The sequence below is a fragment of the Aminobacter sp. GW821-FHT11F06 genome (assembly GCF_058808215.1).
Genome location: NZ_JBXARL010000003.1, coordinates 685,596 through 705,086, shown reverse-complemented (window position 1 = coordinate 705,086; position 19,491 = coordinate 685,596). Strand labels below are relative to the sequence as shown.

22 protein-coding genes and 1 tRNA gene are annotated in these 19,491 nt (G+C 62.0%); 9 read left to right on the top strand and 14 right to left on the bottom strand.

The window, feature by feature from the left end; translation table 11 throughout:
* Positions 1-640: 640 nt before the first annotated feature.
* Positions 641-844, bottom strand: a complete 204-nt coding sequence (locus AC1RTB_RS11310) for a hypothetical protein (RefSeq protein WP_492882022.1) — start codon at positions 842-844, stop codon at positions 641-643.
* 390 nt (positions 845-1,234) lie between these two features.
* Between AC1RTB_RS11310 and AC1RTB_RS11305 the strand changes: the two genes are divergently transcribed.
* On the top strand, positions 1,235-1,975 hold the full coding sequence (locus AC1RTB_RS11305) for a class I SAM-dependent methyltransferase (protein ID WP_492882023.1): 741 nt from the start codon (positions 1,235-1,237) through the stop codon (positions 1,973-1,975).
* 7 nt (positions 1,976-1,982) lie between these two features.
* Here the strand turns inward: AC1RTB_RS11305 and AC1RTB_RS11300 are convergent, their stop codons facing one another.
* The 3 genes from AC1RTB_RS11300 to AC1RTB_RS11290 all read right to left on the bottom strand — a co-directional run bounded on the left by AC1RTB_RS11300 (position 1,983) and on the right by AC1RTB_RS11290 (position 3,380).
* On the bottom strand, positions 1,983-2,231 hold the full coding sequence (locus AC1RTB_RS11300) for a hypothetical protein (RefSeq protein WP_492882024.1): 249 nt from the start codon (positions 2,229-2,231) through the stop codon (positions 1,983-1,985).
* Between the two features lie 57 nt (positions 2,232-2,288).
* Positions 2,289-2,364, bottom strand: a tRNA-Lys gene (locus AC1RTB_RS11295).
* Positions 2,365-2,465: 101 nt separating this feature from the next.
* Positions 2,466-3,380 carry a PhzF family phenazine biosynthesis protein gene (locus AC1RTB_RS11290; protein ID WP_492882025.1) on the bottom strand — a complete coding sequence of 305 codons (915 nt, stop codon included), beginning with the start codon at positions 3,378-3,380 and terminating at the stop codon, positions 2,466-2,468.
* 181 nt (positions 3,381-3,561) lie between these two features.
* Between AC1RTB_RS11290 and AC1RTB_RS11285 the strand changes: the two genes are divergently transcribed.
* From AC1RTB_RS11285 to AC1RTB_RS11275, 3 genes are read left to right on the top strand one after another with little or no spacing between them, the layout of a single operon-like run.
* Positions 3,562-4,860: an efflux RND transporter periplasmic adaptor subunit gene (locus AC1RTB_RS11285; RefSeq protein ID WP_492882026.1), complete on the top strand. Its 1,299-nt coding sequence runs from the start codon at positions 3,562-3,564 to the stop codon at positions 4,858-4,860.
* 8 nt (positions 4,861-4,868) lie between these two features.
* Positions 4,869-5,579, top strand: coding sequence for an ABC transporter ATP-binding protein (locus AC1RTB_RS11280; RefSeq protein ID WP_492882027.1), 711 nt, complete (start codon positions 4,869-4,871; stop codon positions 5,577-5,579).
* Positions 5,576-6,787: an ABC transporter permease gene (locus tag AC1RTB_RS11275; protein ID WP_492882028.1), complete on the top strand. Its 1,212-nt coding sequence runs from the start codon at positions 5,576-5,578 to the stop codon at positions 6,785-6,787. The genes AC1RTB_RS11280 and AC1RTB_RS11275 overlap by 4 nt, the downstream gene beginning before the upstream one ends.
* A 2-nt stretch (positions 6,788-6,789) precedes the next feature.
* On the opposite strand, the gene AC1RTB_RS11270 is transcribed toward AC1RTB_RS11275, so the two are convergent.
* From AC1RTB_RS11270 to AC1RTB_RS11260, 3 genes are all read right to left on the bottom strand, one after another.
* On the bottom strand, positions 6,790-7,197 hold the full coding sequence (locus AC1RTB_RS11270) for a cupin domain-containing protein (protein WP_492882029.1): 408 nt from the start codon (positions 7,195-7,197) through the stop codon (positions 6,790-6,792).
* 153 nt (positions 7,198-7,350) lie between these two features.
* On the bottom strand, positions 7,351-8,064 hold the full coding sequence (locus AC1RTB_RS11265; protein WP_492882030.1) for a hypothetical protein: 714 nt from the start codon (positions 8,062-8,064) through the stop codon (positions 7,351-7,353).
* A gap of 10 nt (positions 8,065-8,074) precedes the next feature.
* Positions 8,075-9,187 (bottom strand): endonuclease/exonuclease/phosphatase family protein, encoded by a 1,113-nt coding sequence (locus tag AC1RTB_RS11260; protein ID WP_492882078.1) that lies wholly within the window; start codon positions 9,185-9,187, stop codon positions 8,075-8,077.
* 165 nt (positions 9,188-9,352) lie between these two features.
* Between AC1RTB_RS11260 and AC1RTB_RS11255 the strand changes: the two genes are divergently transcribed.
* From AC1RTB_RS11255 to AC1RTB_RS11245, 3 genes are all read left to right on the top strand, one after another.
* Positions 9,353-9,859, top strand: coding sequence for a BA14K family protein (locus AC1RTB_RS11255; RefSeq protein WP_492882031.1), 507 nt, complete (start codon positions 9,353-9,355; stop codon positions 9,857-9,859).
* 138 nt (positions 9,860-9,997) lie between these two features.
* On the top strand, positions 9,998-10,627 hold the full coding sequence (locus AC1RTB_RS11250) for a BA14K family protein (protein ID WP_492882032.1): 630 nt from the start codon (positions 9,998-10,000) through the stop codon (positions 10,625-10,627).
* 103 nt (positions 10,628-10,730) lie between these two features.
* The gene (locus AC1RTB_RS11245; protein ID WP_492882033.1) at positions 10,731-11,021 is read left to right on the top strand and encodes a PilZ domain-containing protein; all 291 of its coding nucleotides are present in this window, start codon (positions 10,731-10,733) and stop codon (positions 11,019-11,021) included.
* A gap of 308 nt (positions 11,022-11,329) precedes the next feature.
* Here the strand turns inward: AC1RTB_RS11245 and ilvC are convergent, their stop codons facing one another.
* The 4 genes from ilvC to AC1RTB_RS11225 all read right to left on the bottom strand — a co-directional run bounded on the left by ilvC (position 11,330) and on the right by AC1RTB_RS11225 (position 16,068).
* Complete coding sequence (gene ilvC, locus AC1RTB_RS11240; RefSeq protein ID WP_492882034.1) at positions 11,330-12,349, bottom strand: ketol-acid reductoisomerase; 1,020 nt, start codon at positions 12,347-12,349, stop codon at positions 11,330-11,332.
* A gap of 23 nt (positions 12,350-12,372) precedes the next feature.
* Positions 12,373-13,026 carry a TetR/AcrR family transcriptional regulator gene (locus AC1RTB_RS11235; RefSeq protein ID WP_492882035.1) on the bottom strand — a complete coding sequence of 218 codons (654 nt, stop codon included), beginning with the start codon at positions 13,024-13,026 and terminating at the stop codon, positions 12,373-12,375.
* Positions 13,027-13,295: 269 nt separating this feature from the next.
* Complete coding sequence (locus AC1RTB_RS11230) at positions 13,296-15,140, bottom strand: potassium transporter Kup (protein WP_492882079.1); 1,845 nt, start codon at positions 15,138-15,140, stop codon at positions 13,296-13,298.
* 187 nt (positions 15,141-15,327) lie between these two features.
* Complete coding sequence (locus tag AC1RTB_RS11225; protein ID WP_492882036.1) at positions 15,328-16,068, bottom strand: pyridoxine 5'-phosphate synthase; 741 nt, start codon at positions 16,066-16,068, stop codon at positions 15,328-15,330.
* A 131-nt stretch (positions 16,069-16,199) separates the two neighbouring features.
* On the opposite strand from AC1RTB_RS11225, the gene AC1RTB_RS11220 reads away from it, so the two are divergent.
* Together AC1RTB_RS11220 and AC1RTB_RS11215 are read left to right on the top strand one after the other, a co-directional pair.
* On the top strand, positions 16,200-16,589 hold the full coding sequence (locus AC1RTB_RS11220; RefSeq protein ID WP_492882037.1) for a SpoIIAA family protein: 390 nt from the start codon (positions 16,200-16,202) through the stop codon (positions 16,587-16,589).
* 47 nt (positions 16,590-16,636) lie between these two features.
* Complete coding sequence (locus AC1RTB_RS11215) at positions 16,637-17,509, top strand: hypothetical protein (RefSeq protein WP_492882038.1); 873 nt, start codon at positions 16,637-16,639, stop codon at positions 17,507-17,509.
* A 143-nt stretch (positions 17,510-17,652) separates the two neighbouring features.
* On the opposite strand, the gene AC1RTB_RS11210 is transcribed toward AC1RTB_RS11215, so the two are convergent.
* Genes AC1RTB_RS11210 through AC1RTB_RS11200 form a run of 3 tightly spaced genes read right to left on the bottom strand, consistent with a single transcriptional unit; the run spans position 17,653 to position 19,477 of the window.
* Positions 17,653-18,780 (bottom strand): ATP-dependent DNA helicase, encoded by a 1,128-nt coding sequence (locus tag AC1RTB_RS11210; protein ID WP_492882039.1) that lies wholly within the window; start codon positions 18,778-18,780, stop codon positions 17,653-17,655.
* A 47-nt stretch (positions 18,781-18,827) separates the two neighbouring features.
* Complete coding sequence (locus AC1RTB_RS11205) at positions 18,828-19,214, bottom strand: type II toxin-antitoxin system VapC family toxin (protein ID WP_492882040.1); 387 nt, start codon at positions 19,212-19,214, stop codon at positions 18,828-18,830.
* Entirely contained in the window at positions 19,214-19,477 is a 264-nt protein-coding gene (locus AC1RTB_RS11200; RefSeq protein ID WP_492882041.1) for a type II toxin-antitoxin system VapB family antitoxin, read from the bottom strand. Before AC1RTB_RS11200 ends, AC1RTB_RS11205 begins: the two co-directional genes overlap by 1 nt.
* Positions 19,478-19,491 lie beyond the last annotated feature (14 nt).

The window sequence follows — 19,491 nt, the reverse complement described above, 5'->3', positions numbered from 1 at the left end:
GTGGAAAAGATAAGGTGTCAACGGGATCGGTTTCAAGCCGTTCGCTGGCCGGGTGAGCGCCGTGCTGTTGGCCACCGGTCGGCGACATTTCGCGGACGATTGATACCAGCGAGCTGTTCGTTTGTCCGATGCATCAGCGCCAGGTCCACGGCAGGAACGAGCCGAGGCTGAAAGCGGCTGCTGCTGTTCGCCGTCAGCACCTCTGTCCCAGATTTGAGGTTGTGATTTAAGGAGGGTTTTGGTCTCGTCGTCATGACGAATCCTCAAGTGCCGAAAAGCCTGCCGAGCAGGTGGTAAAAGATATTCGCCAGGCGACCCGTCGGCATTTTTCTGCGGAAGATCCGGATCGTGCTGGACCGTTTACGGGGCGAAGACACCTTCAGCGCTAAGCTGACGGTGACGACCACTAAGCTTGAAGAGACGCAGGACCAATTGCTTTCAAGACTTGATGTACAGCGGACGGAGGTCAGGGCAAATCTCAACGCAACCCGAAAAAGGGTTGGCAACTGGGCGCCGTCTGAAGCAGGCCCTCGTGCCAAGGCATTTGCGAAGGCGCTTTTTGCCACAGTGGCGGGAACCCGGCGCGCCCTTTCCTCAACCTCTGTAGCCGGCATTGGTCGCTGAATTTCAAGATCGGAAGCTAACGACTCGGCCCTCGACTCCCAAAGCTCCGCGCATTCTCGACTGCTTGCAGAGCCGGGGAAGCCCATCCGATCGCCAACCGCTTGCCGAACTCGGTGCAATCGATCTTGCCGGCCATGAAGGCTTCATAGCCACGGCGCTTCAGTAGGTGCAAGGCAAGCAGGTCCTGCAAGTCGGCGTTGAATTCCTGCGCGCCGGACATCGATGAGTGTCGCCCGCATGAACTGCGCGGCACCTGCCGCCGAGGACGCCTTGTCAGAACCGAACTTTTTAGCCAAGCCTTTGTAGACCACGTCTTCTGCGCGTCGATCAGCTGATCAGGTCGCCCAGCGTCATCTTCGTGATGGGTTTGGAAAGGCCGACCTGGCGATTGCCGAAGATCGTCTCGTAGCACTCAGGAGGGGCTTTGCCGGCGTCTGTTCGCTAAATGAAGTCGAGCAGAAGCGCCGCTCCGGCAGGAACGGTGTTGTCCATCGAATTTCCTTCAGCTTGGGAGTAAAATTGACAGCATGGTGGGGGAGACAGTTGCTTAAATGACTGGCACTAGGCGATGTGACGCGTTATGCGTCAGTTGCCTTTGGGAGGGTATCCGGTGCAGCCGCCAGCTAATTCGAAACGCATATTTCCAGGACATTGTCCGATCTGCGAACGCGCAGCGATTTTTACCTGTGACAACGACTGGTATCGCGACTCACTGATATGCAACACATGCCCAGCCGGCTCAGTGCCGCGGGAGCGCGCCCTAGCCCTTGTATTGAACGAGGTTCGACCGGACTGGCGGAATCTCGCCATTCATGAAAGTTCCCCCGCACCCCGTGGCATCTCCAGTAAGCTCGCCAGCGAAGCCCCCGGATACATCGCTTCGCAATACTTCCCGAACCACAAAGCCGGCGAGATGGTTGATGGCTTCCGCAACGAAGACTTGGAAGCATTGACGTTTGGCAACGACATGTTCGACCTGACCGTTAGCCTCGACGTCATGGAGCATGTTTACCACCCAGACAAAGTGCTCAAGGAGATACACCGCACTCTCAAATCTGGCGGCCACTACATCTGCACTTTCCCGGTTCGTAAATGGCAGACTACCGCCACAGAACGGCGCTTTAGACTCCTGCCGGATGGCTCCCGCGATGACCTCAAAGTCCCTGAGATCCATGGCAATCCAGTGAGCGGTGAAGGCTCCATCGTCACTGTGGACTGGGGGTACGATTTACATCAGGAGATCGCAAACTGGGTGCCGATGGACGTCAGGGTTTACCGTTTCAGCGACAAAACCCATGGCATCATGGGCGAGTACACCGAGGTGATTGTTTGCCGCAAGACTGCATCTTAAAAGCTGGCTAACCCCATACCAGCTCAGGCAATTCCGCGATGAACACCTCGATTGTGGGCAGAGGCCGCTGGCCGTGGGTCACCTTGTCGAATTCTGCGTAGGCATACGCCCACACCGCGTCGCGCCGGGCAACGAACCACTCTGCCTCTGCCTTCCAAGCAGGGTAGGTGCTGCCAGCATAGGTTGCGATCGATACCGCACTGTCGTAACTGCGTTCCCCAGCCTTAGCGGCGAGGTGGGCCACGATTGCAGCCATTCCGCGTCTGTTCCAGCGAACCAAACCCGCAACATATTGCAATGTAAGGGGAAAAAGTGGTGGGTGCGACAGGGATCGAACCTGTGACCCGCTGATTAAGAGTCAGCTGCTCTACCAACTGAGCTACGCACCCACACAGTCGTTTCAACGACCGTGGCGGCATATAGCCATACCATTTTTCCCTGTCCACCCCCTCCGGCGCTTTTTCTTCACGTCGGCAAGAATTCCGGCAAATCAGGCGTAAATAGTGCCCTCCGCGGTCTTCACGGCGTGCCCGCCAATGCGTGCGGCGACAAGATTTCCGCCCGAGACGTCCAATTCGAGCCTGATTCGTGACGGCCGGCCCATTTCGATTCCCTGTTCGATCCAGAATCGCGACACGCCATCGGTCGGTTTGTCGAAATGCATGATGGCGCCGGCAAAGGCGGCGGCCGCCGAACCGGTGGCCGGATCTTCATAGGACGGGCTGCCGGGAACGATCATGCGGGCGTGGAAGGCGTTGTCGTGGCCCACGGTCTCGCGGCAATAGATGTAGGCGCTGGCGACCGCGGAGTCGCTCTTGCGCGGCGAAAACGTGAACCAGGCCTCATTGTCGAAACGGATCCGGCTGGCCGCCTTGATGTCGGCTACCGGCACGGTGATGTAGGGAACACCGGCCGACCACAGCGACACGCGGTGGTTTTCGAAACCGATCTCATGCGGCGCAAGGCCAAGGGCTGCGGCAACGGCATCGGCGCTGGCTGCCAGCGGCACCGGCTCGGGCAGCTTGGGCAGATCGAACTCGGCAAACAGGCCATTGCCGACCTTGTTTACGGCACAGCGCACCAGGCCGATATTCTCCTCCAGCACGAAGATGCCGGCCAGATCGCTCCCCTGCCCCATCTCGGTCAGCGCGACCGCCGTGCCAACTGTCGGATGTCCGGCAAAAGGCATCTCGTAGTCGGGGGTGAATATCCGCACCCGCGCCTTATGCTTCGGGTTTTCCGGCGCCAGCACGAAGGAGGTTTCCGAGAGGTTGAATTCCCTGGCGATGGACTGCATGGCGGCGGAGCTCAGCCCTTTGGAGTCGATCACCACGGCGAGCGGATTGCCGGCCAGCCTGTCTTCAGTGAAGACGTCGTAGATAAAATACTTGCGCCCGATGGTCATGTTTACTCCTTCTGCGGCAACATGAGCGAAATTTAATTTGAATTCCGGGTCCATACAGCCGATCTGTGATTCTAATGCATGATCGCGAAAAGTGGGACCGGTTTCGGATAGGATCATGCGCGATTAATCGGGTTAGAGCAGGCTCTAAGCCCAATTTCTGGGACCATCGAAGGGATCTGGCTTGGACCAGCTTGTAAATCGCCCGGAGCAGGCGGGCGTGCCCTCCATCGAGGCAGCACTCGGCCTCGACGGCAATGGTCGTGCCACGCGCCGGCGCAAAAATTGGCGCTGGCTGCTTGTGGCGCTCGTTGCCGCCGCCTGCGCCTACGCGGCCTATTCCTGGTTCGCAACGCCGTCGGAAAAATTGGTCTACACCACCCAGGCTGCCGAGATCGGCGATCTCACCGTCCAGGTTTCAGCCACCGGCAATCTGCAGCCGCTCACCCAGGTCGACATATCGAGCGAACTGTCGGGCGTCGTACGGTCGGTCGCCGTCGTTGAAAACCAGCACGTCAAGAAAGGCGACGTGCTCGCCGCCCTCGACACGACCAGGCTTTCGGCCCAGATCGAGCGTGCTGAGGCCTCGGCCAAGGCAGCAGCCGCCAAGGTCGAGGATACGCGCACCACGCTGTCCCAGAACGCCCAGGCGTTCATCCGCGCCCAGGAGCTGACGCGGCGCGGCATGGCCACCACCCAGGCGCTCGAGGCAGCCACAGCCGAGCGCGACCGTGCCCAGAGCGCGCTCGACATGGCCGAGGCCAACCTCGCCATCGCCCAGGCCGATCTCAAGCTGCAGCAGGCCGACCTGGCCAAGAGCACCATCTATGCGCCCATCGACGGCGTGGTGCTGACGCGCTCGGTCAATCCGGGCCAGACCGTGGCGTCATCCATGCAGGCGCCTGTGCTGTTCGTGCTTGCCGCCGATCTTTCCCAGATGGAACTCAAGGCCGCCGTCGACGAGGCCGACATCGGCTCGGTGGCAAAAGGCCAGAACGCGCGCTTCACCGTCGATGCCTTTCCCGACCGCGGCTTCGACGCCACCATCCGCGATATCGCCTATGCATCGGTCACCACCGACGGCGTGGTCACCTACAATGCCTGGCTCGATGTCGAAAACGACGAGCTTCTGCTGCGGCCGGGCATGACCGCGACTGTGGCGATCGTCACGCGTGAGGCCAAGGGCGTGCTCACCGTGCCCGCCACCGCCTTCCGCTACCGGTCGACGCCAACGGCACGCAACTCCGGCTTCAGCCTCCAGAACCTGTTTTTGGGCCGGCCCAATCGCGGCCCGACCGACCGCAGCCGCCCGACCTCCACGCCCGCCGACGGCTCGCGCACGCTTTACGTGCTCAAGAACGGCGCGCCGGTCGCCGCGCGGGTCAAGACCGGTTCAACCGACGGCGACCGCACCGAGATCGTCTCCGGGCTCACCGCCGGCGATGCAGTCATCACCGCCTCGTCGTCGGCCAAGGCCAATTGAGGACGGTCATGAGCCCGGCGCCGCTCATCGTCTTCGACAAGGTCTGGAAAACCTATGGCCAGGGCGAGGCCGAGGTCCGCGCGCTCGCGGGCATCGACCTTGCGATCGGCCAAGGCGAGTTCGTCGCCATCATGGGCCCGTCTGGTTCGGGAAAGTCGACGGCGATGAACATCGTTGGCTGCCTCGATACGCCGACATCGGGCCGCTACGGCTTCATGGGCACGGATGCGGGCCGCCTCGACCGCAATCGCCGCGCTGCGCTTCGCAATCTGTATATCGGCTTCGTCTTCCAGGGCTACAATCTGCTGCCGCGCACCACGGCTGCTGAAAATGTCGAGCTGCCGCTGATCTATCGCGGCGTGGCCGCCCATGAACGGCGTGCGCTTGCCATGAAAGCGCTTGCCGAAGTTGGCCTTGAAGGCCGCGAACACCACACACCGGCTGAGCTTTCCGGCGGCCAGCAGCAGCGCGTGGCGATCGCGCGCGCCATCGTCACCCGCCCTACTCTGCTTGTCGCTGACGAACCCACCGGCAATCTCGACACCGCCCGCAGCCACGAGATCATGCAACTGCTCACCCGCCTCAACGGGGAATACGGTCTCACCATCGTCATGGTCACCCATGAGGCCGACATCGCCGCCTATGCCGGCCGCACCATCGCCTTCCGTGACGGCCACGTCGCCTCCGACACCCAAAAGCTCGAGGCGGCACAGGCATGATCTGGGAAACCGTCCGCCTTGCCCTTCGCTCGGTCCGCCGCAACGCGCTGCGCTCGTTCCTGACCTTGCTTGGCATCGTCATCGGCGTCGCCGCCGTCATCGCCATGCTGACCATCGGCAGCGGTACAACGGCGAAGGTCAAGGCAGACATCTCGCAGCTTGGCAGCAATCTTTTGATCGTGCGCGCCGGACGTCCTCCCGCCCCCGGTTCAGGCCCGCAGCAGACGATCCGGGCACTCGGCGAAAAGGAAGTGGCGGCACTGACCGCCCATCTCGAAGGTGTCCGCGCGGTCTCTCCCGCGTCGCAGAAACAGGTTCGCGTCGTCTTCGGCACGGAGAGCCTGACCACCTCCGTCACCGGCACCGACAACGCCTATCTCGACGCCCGCGACTGGAAGGTGACGTCGGGCCGTCCCTTCAGCGAATCCGAGGTGCGTGGCGGCATCAATGTCTGCCTGATCGGCGAAACCGTGCGCCAGCAATTCTTCGGCGCCGGCGACCCCGATGGTGCGGCCATCCGCGTCGGCCGCATGAGCTGCAAGGTCATCGGCCTGCTCGAACCCAAGGGTTACTCCGGTTTCGGCCAGGACCAGGACAATGTGGTGCTGATGCCGCTCTCCGCCTTCCAGCGCCGCATCGCCGGCAACCGCGACATCGAAACGATCTATGTCGCCGCCGACGACATAACGCCCACCCAGGTGGTCCAGACGCGCATCGAAGACATCATGCGCGACACGCGCCGCGTCACCGCCGATCGCGAGGACGATTTTTCGGTGCGCGACATGACCCAGATCGCCGACGCCATGGCCAGCGCCACCGCCACTATGACCGGCATGCTGGGGGCTGTCGCCGGCGTCAGCCTGCTTGTCGGCGGCATCGGCATCATGAACATCATGCTGGTGTCGGTCACCGAGCGCACGCGCGAGATCGGCATCAGGCTCGCCATCGGCGCACATGAAAAACACATCCTCGTCCAGTTCCTGGTCGAGGCGACGGTACTGTCGCTGCTTGGCGGGCTGATCGGCATCGCCATCGGCCTAGCCCTGGCCGGGGCCGCGTCGCTAGCGCTCTCGATCCCGTTTGCGCCAAGCCTCGCCGTGGTGCTGCTGGCCGTCGGCTTTTCAGCGCTGATCGGCATGGTCTTCGGCTTCTTCCCCGCCCTGCGCGGCGCCCGGCTCGACCCGATCGAAGCGCTCAGGCACGAATAGCGCTACTGCTTCAGTACGGTATTGGAGGTGCCTTCCTCGACCTGGTCGATCACCAGAAGCTTGACCGGTTCGGCCCCAACATTCGTGCCCTGATGCCACGTACCGATCATCTCGACGATGAAGTCGCCCTTGTTGTAGCTGGTGGCCTTGCCGGTATCGACATTCGTCACCTGCAACTGGCCTTCGAGCACGTAGGCGTAGCGCGCGGACGGGTGCTTGTGCACAGGCAAGGTGGCTCCGGGCGGAATCTCGAAGGACGAGACCAGCACCTGCACATTCTTCTGCGGCAGCAGGATCGGTTGGCCACTGGCGGTCACTGTGGTCGAGGCAAGCGGCGTCACCACCACCTTGGCGGCAGGAGTGCTGTCGAGCGCGCCGGCAGTGCTGCTGTAAGACAGAACTACCAGCATGATGGCGCTGGAAAAAAGACGTGTTCGAGAAATCAGCCTGGCCATAGAATCCCCCCGAAGTGCCGCAATGAAGCTGCGTCAACTTGTGACGCCGCGGCATCCCGGTAGCAAGGGCTTCCATAGAGACTTATTGGCGGCAAGCTGACGGCGATTTCAGCTCTGTGAGAAATGCCACGCCGCCAGCGCGCGCATATGCGGCATCAGCCCTTCCGGCAGATCGTGCATGCCGCGGATGATGACAGGCCCTTCGATCTCCGGCTCGGTCTCGGTGGCGACAAATTCGGTGATCCGAGAAGCCAACTCATCGGCGGTCTCGGCCATGCGATAGCAGCGCACGATCACCGTGCCGCTTTCGGCTGAAAGCGCGTAGCAGCGCTCCTCGCGGTTGGCCTGGCCAAGGTCGAGGCCGGTCTCCTCGCGCACTTCGCGCGCCATGTTGTAGTCGAGGTCGACCTGCCCGTCGGAAAAATCCTCCGGCTCAAATGAGCCCGCAGCGAAGTAGACCTTGCCCGCATTGGCCGTATGCGCGCCCATCCGGATCGCCACCAATGCGTTGTCGCTCGAAATCAGCATGGCATGCGCAAAAGCGTGCTCGGCGCTGGTGACCGGCTTCAGCTTGCGCCACAGCATGAAGGTCGAGAAGCGGATGGCGTGGCAGCGCCCGGTCAGCCGGTTGTCGCGGTAGGCAAGTTCCGAAAGCAGCACCACCGTGCCGTCGAACACCGCAGGTCTTAGCGCCTGCTCGGCCGCCCAGTTGGCTGCAATGGCAGCGGCATTGTCGCGCTCGAACGGATGCGGCTCGGGGTCGAGGCGCACATCGACGACGTCGACAGGCAGGATCTGGTTGCGCGGAATGTCGAAGGCCAAGCGAGCTCTCTCAGGTGATATCGAGGGTGACGGCCACCGGACAATGATCGGAGGCCTTTGGCCTGTCCCAGCCGGCGCGTGGATACCGTTCCACCTCCTGCCCGGGCGGAAAGATGGTGCGCCAGGGCTGGCCGCGACGGACGATATCGGGCACAGCCTGTGCATTCGTGCGCGCCAGTGCCGGCGACAGCAGGATGTAGTCGAGCTGGCACAGATGCCGCTCCTGCGGCCCGCGGGTATGATAAAGCGTCCAGCGCTCCATTTCCGGCCGCCGTTCGACGATGTTTTCAGCAAAGCCGTCGCCAAGCAGCACGTCCAGGCTGGAACCGCTGTCGTTGGCGACAGTGAAATCGTAGCCCTGATAGGCGTCGCCACCGATCACCAGGCGCTGGCGATAGTCGTTCATGTCGCCGCAGATCACCCAGCGCTTTTCGGCCGCATGATCCTTGCCGAAGCGGTCCTCGATGATGCGGCGCACCGCCTTGGCTTCGGCGACGCGGATCGGCATCGTGGCGTCGCGTCCGTTCAGACCGTTGCGCGGTGAACCCATCGATTTGAAGTGCACCGAGTAGATGGTCAGCGGCTTGCCACCGATCTTGACATCGATCTCCAGGCAGTCGCGCCGGAAGATGCGCTCGAACGGCTCCTGCCCGAGTTCGGCAAGCTCGGGCGTATGCAGCCCGAACTCCTCGAAGGTCACATGCGCATGGCTGGTCATGCGCACGAACTCGATCGGCTGGCCGTGCGCGGTCTCGGTTCGCATCATCACCGCGACATCGATGCCGCGCGAGTCATTGCCCGAGGTGGTGTATTTGTGCTGGTAGCCCTGCCCCACCATCTTGAACAGATAGCCATATTCGAAGGCCTTCAGCGCCTCGATATTGTCGACCTCCTGCAGGCAGATGATGTCGGCACGGGTCTCGGCAATCGCCAGCGCCGTCAGCTGGCGCATGTCGTCGGCATGCGCGATGGCGCGGCCCTGCTCGAGCAAGCGGTATTCGGCCTCGCTGTTGATCTCGAACAAGGCCAGTGTTCGGTCCTCGTTGAGCTGATTGCGGTAGCCGGAATAATCGAACCTGTTCATCAGGTTCTCGACATTGAAGGTGGCAAGGCGCAGCGACATGGCCGCGAGCATTGCCTTCATGTCAGCTCAAACACAAGCCCCACCGGGAACCGAAAACGGAACCGGCAGCGTTCATTGCACGTTCAGGGTGAAAGGCGGAAAATCTTCCACCTCCATCGAAACTGTGGGCTGGGGCCCTTGGGATTTGGATATCAGGAGACGAAAATGAAACTCGAACTCTCATCGCTTGCACGCTCGGGGCTTGTTGCTCTCGGCCTTGTGGTGGGCCTGCCCTTGGCTGCTTCGGCCGACCCGGCCGGGTTGGGACGGATGACAACGCCTGCTCCGCACGTAAATACTGACCTGACCCAGGTCCAGTTTTGCGGCGGTTATGGCTGTCGCTATCGCCATGACGGCTGGCGCGGCGATGGCTGGCGCGGAGACGGCTGGCGTGGCGACGGCTGGGGGCGGCGGTACTACCGCCCGAACTATGGCGGCACCGGAATCTACCTGAATTTCGGCATCCCGGCCTACCGCTATTACGAACCGCGCTACTACCGGCCACGCTACTATCAGCCACGTTATTATGAGCCGCGCCGCGTCTATCGCTCCGGCGTGTCGTCGCCACATGCACGGTGGTGCTACAACCGCTACCGTTCGTACCGAGCCTGGGACAACACGTTCCAGCCTTACAACGGCCCGCGCCAGCAGTGCTGGTCGCCCTACCGCTGAGCCCTGAATTTGCGCGACATCGCCCCGCCACAGCGAGGCGAAACAGCCGGAACGTCTGCGCTCGCCACGCGTTTATATGCGCGCCGTAGTGCAGCTCGCTCCGGACCTGCACGGACGCCATTTCCCGTGGAGGTCGCAATGACGTACACCTTCTCAGCAGTTGCGCGCTCGGGACTGTTTGTCCTCGGCGCGCTGGCCGGCACTTCGTTGCCGGCATTCGCCGGCCCCGTTTTGGTGCCGCATTTCAACCTCCAAAACATTGCTGGCGGACCGCCAGACGCGCTTCAGCCCCAAAACGCTGTGCTCCCGGCGGACGGCAGCTTTGACGGCATGGTGCAACTTGTCCGCGATGGTGGCTGGCACGGCGGTGGTGGCGCCATGTTCATGCCTCACAGCGGCTGGCATGGTGGCGGCGGCTGGCATGGCGGTGGTTGGCATGGCGGCGGCTGGCATGGTCGCGGCTGGTATGGCGGTAGCTGGCATGGCGGTTGCTGTTATGGCGGCTGGGGTGGCGGCGCCTTCGCCTTGGGTCTGGGGCTGGGTCTGGCGGCGCCGCTCTACGCCTATGGCCCCTATGACTACTACGGCCCCTATAACTATGACCCAATTTACGTGCAGCCCCGCTATGTCCGGCCGCATTATGCGGTCCGGCTGTCGAGCGCCCACATCCACTGGTGCTACAACCACTACCGTTCGTATTCGGTCTACAACAACACCTTCCAGCCCAATCATGGTCCGCGCCGGCAGTGCTGGTCGCCATATGGCTGACACCGAAGCGCCGAACTGTAGCTACAGCAAACCTGATGTTTACAATGTCTGCGATATGCCTACAGCGGCGTTGCCGAAGCACCGGCACGCCACGGGCTGCACCATGACAGACGACACGAAGAACAAACAGCGCGAACACCGCAACCGCGTGCTCAAGGGCGCGTCGATCATCACCGGCGTCAGCAATTCGGAAATCACCTGCACGATCCGCAACATGCACCAGAGCGGCGCGGAACTGCGCGTCAGCGCCGACGCGCGTATCCCCGAGCGTTTCCTGCTCTATGTGCCGGTCGACGGCATCGGCTACCGCTCGATTGTCCGTTGGCGCCGAGGCGACCGCATCGGCGTGCAATTCGAAGGCACCGAGCCCAAACCGGCCTGGCATTACGGCTGAACCGACCAGTTCAATGTAAAAAGCCGGCGGATCGCCCCGCCGGCTTTTTGATTCAGACGCTACGAATTCCGAAACCAATCCGCCCCACCGAACCTGATGGCATGGCCTTCGAGAACCGGAGAAGGCTGCGGCAGCACACAGCGAGCGTGTAGCAGGTAGGCGCTTGCCCCTCATCCCCTGCCGGACCTTCTCCCCGTAAATGACGGGGAGAAGGAGGATGGCCGCAACGCTTACGCCCCCTCTCCCCGTTGTTCGCGGGGAGAGGGTAAGGGTGAGGGGCAGCGCCCAGCTAAGAAGGCGAACTGCCCTCAGTTCTTGGCCTTGTCGACCAGCTGGTTCTTGGCGATCCACGGCATCATCGCGCGCAGCTTGGCGCCGACTTCCTCGATCTGGTGGCTATCGTTCATGCGGCGGATGCCCTTGAAGCGGGCAGCACCCGAACGGTATTCCTGCATCCACTCGGAGGTGAACTTGCCGGTCTGGATGTCCTTGAGCACGCGCTTCATCTCGGCCTTGGTCTCGGCGGTGATGATACGCGGACCCGAGACATACTCGCCCCACTCGGCAGTGTTCGAGATCGAGTAGTTCATGTTGGCGATGCCGCCTTCATAGATCAGGTCGACGATCAGTTTCACTTCGTGCAGGCATTCGAAATAGGCCATCTCGGGCGCATAGCCGCCTTCGACCAGCGTCTCGAAACCGGCGCGGATCAGCTCGACCAGGCCGCCGCAGAGCACGACCTGCTCACCGAACAGATCGGTTTCGCACTCTTCCTTGAAGTTGGTCTCGATGATGCCCGAACGGCCACCGCCGACGCCGCAGGCGTAGGATAGGCCAAGGTCGAGCGCGTTGCCCGAAGCGTCCTGGTGGACAGCGACCAGGCACGGCACGCCGCCGCCCTTCTGGTATTCGCCGCGCACCGTGTGGCCGGGGCCCTTCGGTGCGATCATGATCACGTCGACGGTCTTCTTCGGCTCGATCAGGCCGAAATGCACGTTGAGGCCATGGGCGAAGGCGATCGCGGCACCATCACGGATATGCGGAGCGATCTCGTCACGGTAGATGTCGGCCTGCAGTTCATCGGGCGTTGCCATCATCATCAGGTCGGCCCACTTGGCGGCTTCCGCGACCGTCATGACCTTGAGGCCGTCGGCCTCGACCTTCTTGGCGGTCGCCGAGCCGGCCTTGAGGCCGACGACGAGTTCCTTGGCGCCCGAATCCTTGAGGTTGAGCGCGTGCGCGCGGCCCTGGCTGCCGTAGCCGATGATGGCGACCTTCTTGCCCTTGATCAGGTTGAGATCGGCATCGCGATCGTAATAGACACGCATGGTGGGTTCCTTCCCGGTTATAGTCAAAGGGCCTTCGGCCCGGTTTTCGCTCCATGAAGAGCAAGAAACTGCTGCGTTGCGCGCGCGGCGTCGCCGTCGATCTCCGCATCAGTCAATTCCAGCCGGTCGCCGAGCAGCAGACGGATCTGCACGTCCCGGGCAACCAGCCCGAAAAAGGTTCGAAACGCCGTTTCTGCGTCGTCGAATTCAAGAAGGCCAGCCTCGCTGCCCGCTTCGAGCACCGGCTTCAGCCGCCGGCCGAGCGCGAAGCGGCCGCGCTCGAGCACGATGGCGCCGAGATCGCGCTTGTCCGATCCGGCATGCACGACCGCAACGCGGTTGAGCGCGATCGAGGTATCGCTTGAGATCACCCTAAGCCAATCCGAGGCGAAGCGCTCGAGGCTTGCTGTCAACGAGACGAGGTCCAGCCCGTTGCGGTCGACAGGCTGCACGCGAACTTTCGACGCCTGCCACTGCACTGTCGCGGTCAGCAGGCCGTCGCGGTCGCCGAACCATTTGTACAGCGTCTCCTTGGAGCAGCTCGCCCGTCGCGCCACCGCCGTCATCGTCAGCCGGTCGCCCTCCTCGACGAGCAGGCGCAGCACCGCATCGAGCACGTCTTGCTGACGTGCCGTCGGCCCCTCGCCTTCCATCATCTCGGTGGTTGTCTGCAACATCGTTCCCGGCCTGCCGCGTGACGCCGGTGCCCTCCAAAGAACCGTACCGTACGTTACGGTTCGGCTTATGACGCAATCAAAGACGCTCCGCAAGACGTCAGGGAAAATTTCTGGCACGAGGCTACGCAGTTGCCTGATCAGGTAGGGATCCTGGCGGCATGGTTCCGCCCGACCAATCCAGACTGCCTCGTTCAGACCTGCCCGCGCGAATGGACCGGCAGGGAACATTGGTGGTGTGGTGGCAATGCTTCACGCAGTCGCAGACAGCCTCAGATCGAAACCTGGGTGCCGACCTCGACAACGCGTCCTGTCGGGATCTGGAAATACTCCGTCGCATCCGCAGCCGTGCGCGCCAGGCCGATGAACAGCCTGTCCTGCCACACCGGCATGCCGGAATTGGGCGACGCCTTCAGCGAGCGCCGCGACAGGAAGAACGACGTCGTCATGATGTCGAACTTCCAGCCCTGCTTGCGGCAGATGGCCAGCGCCTTGGGGATGTTGGGCTGTTCCATGTAGCCGAACTTCAGCTTGACCCGCATGAACAGCTCGTTGACCTGTTCCATCTTCACCCGCTCGCTGTCGGGCACGATCGGCTGCTGCGCCGTCACCACCGACAAGATGACGTTTTGCTCATGCAGCACCTTGTAGTGTTTGAGACTGTGCATCAGGGCGGTCGGCGCGCTGTCGGGATCGCTGGTCAGGAACACGGCCGTGCCGGGCACCAGATGCGGCTTCTTCTTGATCAGGCTCTCGGCCAGGAAGTTGAGCGGAATCTCGTTCTTGCGCGTCTTGTCGAACAGGTAGCGGCTGCCGCGCACCCAGGTCCACATGATGGTGACGATGGTGAAGGCAACCGCCAGAGACGCCCAGCCGCCCTCGAACACCTTGACGATGTTGGAAGCAAAGAAGCCGATATCGATCAGGCCAAAAATCGTGATCGCCACGACGACGGCTGCAACCCGCCAGCGCCAGACACGCAGCATCACCACCGAAAGCAGCAGCGTCGTCACCAGCATGTTGCCGGTAACCGAGATGCCGTAGGCCGAGGCGAGCTTGCTCGATTCCCCAAAACCGACGACCAGAAGCATCACCACCAGTGCCAGCAGCATGTTGACGCGCGGCATGTAGATCTGGCCCAGCGTGGTTTCCGAAGTATGCTGGATCACCAGCCGCGGCAGCATGTTCAGCTGCACCGCCTGGCGCGTCAGCGAATAGGCGCCGGTGATCACCGCCTGGCTGGCGATAACGGTTGCGGCGGTTGCCAGCACCACCATCGGCACCAGCATCCAGCCTTCGTTCATTTCGAAGAACGGATGGCCGACATTGCCACCATGGCTGAGCACGAAGGCGCCCTGGCCGACATAGTTGAGCAGCAGGCACGGAAAGACGATGCAAAGCCAGGCCAATACGATCGGCCGGCGGCCAAAATGGCCGAGATCGGCGTAAAGCGCCTCAGCGCCAGTCACGGCCAGGAAGATGGCGCCGATCGTCACGAACGACACTTCCGGCTGGTTGGCAAGGAACCGCACGATGTAGATCGGGTTCACCGCCCAGAGGATTTCGGGATCCTCGACGATATGCACGACGCCGGAATAACCAATGGCGATGAACCAGATCAGCGTGACCGGACCAAACACGATCGCCACGCTGCCGGTGCCGAAGCGTTGCACCGAAAACAGGATCGCCAGGATGACCAGCGTCAGCGGCACGACATAAGGCTGGAAGGCCGGGGTGACGACATTCATGCCTTCGACCGCCGATAGCACCGAGATCGCCGGGGTGATCACCGCGTCGCCGTAAAACAGCGCTGCACCTACCATGCCGAGCGCCAGGATGATGCCCGAACGCTTGGGCAGCGTGCGCCGCGCCAGCGCCATCAGCGACAGCGTTCCGCCTTCGCCGCGGTTATGGGCCCTGAGCACGAACATGACATATTTGATGGTGACGATGATCGTCAGCGCCCAGATGATGAGCGACAGCACACCGAGGATATCCTCGCGCGAAGCGACCTGCCCGCCCGCCGACGCCACCAGCGCCTCGCGAAACGCGTAGATCGGGCTCGTGCCGATATCGCCGAAAACGACGCCGAGCGCGCCGATCACAAGCAGTCTCATGTCCTGCGAGTGACCGTCCGTCTGGACCGCCTGCCCGCTTTTCCCCGCTTTGTCGGCGCCGGCATCGGTCATAAAACAACTCTCCGTGAAGCCGCGGGGCTCTACGCTTGCCGTGTTGCAAAAGCAACAGATGTTTTACGGCAGCCAATGTCCAGCCCGTGCGGGCCATGCATGACTTGCAAGGATATTACCATCCGCACGCCTTGAGATAGCGCCTAATTGTGCCGGCCATGCCATGTTCCAGCGCGTCGGCCGTCAGGCCGTGGCCTATCGAAACTTCAGCCAGTTTCGGGATGCGGCGCATCAGCTGGGGCAAATTGTCGACGACAAGATCGTGCCCGGCATTGACGGCCAAACCGGCCGTGAATGCCGCCTCCGCCGTTTTTGCCAGCATTTCCAATTCCTTGGCAGCCTTTGGTGAATCATCGAAGCAGGCACCGTAAGGCCCGGTGAACAGCTCGATGCGATCCGCGCCGGTATCGCGGGCGGCACTCACGCCAGCCGGATCGGCATCGGCAAACAGCGAAACGCGGAAGCCGCCTTTCTTGAGCCGTGCCACCACCGGCTTGAGCAGGCTTGCTTGGCCGACAAAGTCCCAGCCATGGTCGGAGGTTGCCTGCGACGGATCGTCCGGCACCAGCGTCACCTGTTCGGGTTGATGTTTTTCGACCAGCTGCAGGAAATCCTCGCTCGGATAGCCCTCGATGTTGAATTCGGCTTTCGGAAACTCATCATCGATCAGTGCCCTTATCTCCGGCAGGTCGGAAAAGCGGATATGGCGCTGGTCGGGGCGCGGATGCACGGTCAGCCCATGCGCGCCAGCGGCAAGCGCTATGCGGCCGAGGCCGGTCACGCTTGGCCAGGGCAGATCGCGGCGGTTGCGCAGCATGGCGATGGCATTGACGTTCACGGAAAGCTTGGCGGGCATAGGCAACTCACAGTAATAATGAGATCAACGCACCTATCACGGCTTGGGTGGGAACAGAGAGCGCTTTTATGTGTTCCAGTGTGGAAGCGGACGAACACACCCCCAATCGTCGAGGAAACGGGATGAACCCCATGGAAACACCACCGCCTTTCCGTCGCATCGACACCGACAACAGCGATGTCTTTGCCTTCGAGATCGCCGGTCATTTCACCCAGGCCGACATCGAAAATGCCTATGGCTTGCTCGACGCCGCTTATGAAGGCCACGACAAGATCGACATTCTGCTGCGTGCCAGCGGCTATGACGGCTTCGACTGGTCGGCTCTGTTCAATCCCTTGACCTTCAAGGGCAAGATGAAGGCGCTGCATCATATCAGGCGCTACGCGCTGGTCGGCGGCCCCGTCTGGATGGGACCGGTGGTCGGGCTGTTCGCGCCGCTGACGTCGATCGAAACCAGACATTTCGCCGACGCCGACGAGGCCGAGGCATGGGAATGGCTCGGCGCCAAGCCGGTCGAATAGCCTGCGGTCACACTCTGGTCACCGGCGCGCGCCAGACAGCGATCATCATGCCAAATATTCGCATCATCGATTCGATCACCGCCCCCGGCTCGCCCTCGCGCCCGAATGAGGATAGTGCCGGCGGCAACGCAAGCTGCGCCTTCGTCATCGATGGCGCCACCGGCCTCGGCGGCAACAGCATCGTTGGCCTGCACGGTTCGGACGCCGCCTGGCTCGCCCGTTTTGCCCAAAGCACCTTCGAGGAGCTGGTACGCAACGGTCGCCCGGTTGCCGATATCGTGCGCGAGCTCAACCAGCGCGCCTTCAATGTCGTGCATGAGGCGGCCAACGCCTTGCCGATCGAGCCGTGGAACATGCCGGTGGCAAGCTTCCAGATGGTTCGCATCGAAGGCGATGTGCTGGTCACGCATGGCCTGGGTGACTGCCGGCTGTTCCTGGTCGACGCTGAAGGCAAAGAGCTCGAAACCAGCGCCATCAAGAGTGCCCATGCCTATGAACGCGACGGCGCCCGCATGGCGATTGCCCAATCCGGCGGCTTCGCCACGCACCAGGCACTCGCCGACGCCCCTGTCGTGCGCGACGAACTGCGCCGGCGCCGCGCCGCCTATAACCGCCCCGGAGGTTTTGTCTGGACGCTGGGCGCCGAACCTGAAGCTGCCGATCATCTCGTCACCGAGCCGCTTGCCGCAGCCCTGCCCGCACGGGGCCTCCTGTGCTCCGACGGCTTCGCCGCCCTTGTCGACCAGTATGGCCGCTATGGCATCGCTGAATTCGTCCGCGCGGCGGTGGACACCGGTCTGGCGCCGCTGTTGCAGGAGCTGCGGCACATCGAGCAGGTCGAAGACCCCGACGGCAAACAATTCCCCCGCTTCAAGGTTTCCGATGACGCGACAGCGGTCTTGTTCGAGATTGTTGCCTGACCGCAAGCAGACCAGCTCAGATTCAGGTCAGGCAGAGCCGAAAACGGCGGATTTCGAGAACCGAAACGGGGCGTACATTCGAGTACGCGAGTATCGGAAGCGCAGAAAGCCACCGTTTGCAGGCCGGCCTCACCTGAATCTCCTTAGCGCACGATGGTCAGCCGCTCGGCTGCTCGTGTAATCGCCGTATAGAGCCAGCGCTGGCGTGTCTCCTTGAAGGCATAGCTTTCATCGAACAACACCACATTGTTCCATTGCGAGCCCTGCGCCTTGTGCACGGTCAGCGCGTAGCCATAGTCGAAATCGTCGTAGCGCTTCTTGGTGCCCCAGGGGATTTCTTCGTCCGGGCTCTCGAACACCTGCTTCAACAGCTTGATCTTGGCGACGCCACGGTCGGGATCGTCCTCTTCCGGCGCCACCAGCAGGTTGATGCCGGGCTTCACCGTCTCGCGCGACGAGGTCATCACCTTCCACAACGACCCGTTGAGCAGGCCCTTGGCCGGGTCGTTGCGCAGGCACACCAGCTTGTCGCCGGCTTGCGGATAACCAGCGGTAAAGCCCTTCAATTCGCGCAGCCGCTGATTGTAACGCTTGCGCGTCCTGTTGGTGCCGACCAGCACCTGGTCGGCATCGAGCACCAGGTCCTGGTTGACGTCTTCCTTGCCGATCACCTGGGCTGTGCCGTAGTCGCCACGCATGAACTCGCGACCCTCGCGCACGTCGAGCGCAAGCCGCAGGATCGGGTTGTCGCGCGCCTGGCGGTGGATTTCGGTCAACAGGAAATCGGGCTCATGCTCGGTGAAGAACCCACCGCCCGAAATCGGCGGCAGCTGCGCGGGATCGCCCAGCACCAGAACCGGCGTGCCGAAGGTCAAGAGATCGCGCCCAAGCTGCTCGTCGACCATCGAGCATTCGTCGATGACCACCAGCTTGGCCTTGGAAATCGGGCTCTGGCGGTTGAGCGAGAATGTCGGCGACATCGACGTCTTGCCGGTCGTCTCGTCGGCAATCGCCTCTTCGCCCTTCGGCCGATAGATCAGCGAATGAATGGTGCGCGCGTTGGTCGCGCCCTTCGAACGCAGCACCTGGGCTGCCTTGCCGGTGAAGGCGGCAAACTGCACCTGGCCGTCGACATGCTCGGCGAAATAGCGCGCCAATGTCGTCTTGCCGGTGCCGGCATAGCCAAACAGGCGGAAAAGCTGGGGCTTTCCGGATTTGAGCCAGCGCGCCACGGCCTGCAGCGCCTCGTCCTGCTGAGGTGAGAATTCCATGGGTTTGACTGACAGGATTCGCGTAAGAAGGGCAAGGGATTTGGGCGTTAAGCCAGATCTGTCCGAGCGAAATCCTTACCTTTGTAGAGCAGCTTCACACCGGCCTGCTTTGCCATTGCATACGAAAAACAATCGCCCAAATTCAACCGCGCAGGGTGGCCGGTACCCTTTCCATAACGATCGCGGGCAATAGCCAACTCAATGAGTATGCTCTGGTCTATTGGGGCGATCCTGATCTTCGCTTCCGAAAGGAACCTTTCGATTTCGCTGAGCGCGGAGGCACAACTTCCCGTCAATGTGCTGATGGAAGTTGCAGTTTCAAAAACCGAAACTGGCGATGTGAAACAGGACTCATCCTGTATTGCGGTTAGAAAATCTCTACGTTCCGGCTCATTGGCCAGAATGCAAACCATGGCCGACGCATCCACATACATTAAGCATCTCCCTCTCCCCAAAGGTCATCGAAAAACGTCTTGTCAGTGCGCAAATTCGTACGAGGCAACCGATCCAGGCGATTAAGCAGAGGCTCCAACCGCTTCTCAAGCGGTCGATCATCCTGTTCGGCGGCTTTCCGACCGTCGGCTTGAAGAGCTTCCCGCACAGCCTCTTTGATCGCCGTCGTGATACCGATACCCCTCCCCTGAGCTAACTTCCTCACCAAGGCATCAGCCTCCTCATCTTTTACGTGTATCACCATGCTATGTACCAATT

Coding starts and splice junctions, on each gene's coding strand:
- AC1RTB_RS11310 (WP_492882022.1), bottom strand. CDS start 844: ATGTCCGGCGCGCAGGAATTCAACGCCGACTTGCAGGACCTGCTTGCC.
- AC1RTB_RS11300 (WP_492882024.1), bottom strand. CDS start 2,231: ATGGCTGCAATCGTGGCCCACCTCGCCGCTAAGGCTGGGGAACGCAGT.
- AC1RTB_RS11290 (WP_492882025.1), bottom strand. CDS start 3,380: ATGACCATCGGGCGCAAGTATTTTATCTACGACGTCTTCACTGAAGAC.
- AC1RTB_RS11280 (WP_492882027.1), top strand. CDS start 4,869: ATGAGCCCGGCGCCGCTCATCGTCTTCGACAAGGTCTGGAAAACCTAT.
- AC1RTB_RS11275 (WP_492882028.1), top strand. CDS start 5,576: ATGATCTGGGAAACCGTCCGCCTTGCCCTTCGCTCGGTCCGCCGCAAC.
- AC1RTB_RS11270 (WP_492882029.1), bottom strand. CDS start 7,197: ATGCTGGTAGTTCTGTCTTACAGCAGCACTGCCGGCGCGCTCGACAGC.
- AC1RTB_RS11260 (WP_492882078.1), bottom strand. CDS start 9,187: ATGTCGCTGCGCCTTGCCACCTTCAATGTCGAGAACCTGATGAACAGG.
- AC1RTB_RS11255 (WP_492882031.1), top strand. CDS start 9,353: ATGAAACTCGAACTCTCATCGCTTGCACGCTCGGGGCTTGTTGCTCTC.
- AC1RTB_RS11250 (WP_492882032.1), top strand. CDS start 9,998: ATGACGTACACCTTCTCAGCAGTTGCGCGCTCGGGACTGTTTGTCCTC.
- AC1RTB_RS11245 (WP_492882033.1), top strand. CDS start 10,731: ATGACAGACGACACGAAGAACAAACAGCGCGAACACCGCAACCGCGTG.
- ilvC (WP_492882034.1), bottom strand. CDS start 12,349: ATGCGTGTCTATTACGATCGCGATGCCGATCTCAACCTGATCAAGGGC.
- AC1RTB_RS11235 (WP_492882035.1), bottom strand. CDS start 13,026: ATGTTGCAGACAACCACCGAGATGATGGAAGGCGAGGGGCCGACGGCA.
- AC1RTB_RS11230 (WP_492882079.1), bottom strand. CDS start 15,140: ATGAGACTGCTTGTGATCGGCGCGCTCGGCGTCGTTTTCGGCGATATC.
- AC1RTB_RS11225 (WP_492882036.1), bottom strand. CDS start 16,068: ATGCCCGCCAAGCTTTCCGTGAACGTCAATGCCATCGCCATGCTGCGC.
- AC1RTB_RS11220 (WP_492882037.1), top strand. CDS start 16,200: ATGGAAACACCACCGCCTTTCCGTCGCATCGACACCGACAACAGCGAT.
- AC1RTB_RS11215 (WP_492882038.1), top strand. CDS start 16,637: ATGCCAAATATTCGCATCATCGATTCGATCACCGCCCCCGGCTCGCCC.
- AC1RTB_RS11210 (WP_492882039.1), bottom strand. CDS start 18,780: ATGGAATTCTCACCTCAGCAGGACGAGGCGCTGCAGGCCGTGGCGCGC.
- AC1RTB_RS11205 (WP_492882040.1), bottom strand. CDS start 19,214: ATGTATGTGGATGCGTCGGCCATGGTTTGCATTCTGGCCAATGAGCCG.
- AC1RTB_RS11200 (WP_492882041.1), bottom strand. CDS start 19,477: ATGGTGATACACGTAAAAGATGAGGAGGCTGATGCCTTGGTGAGGAAG.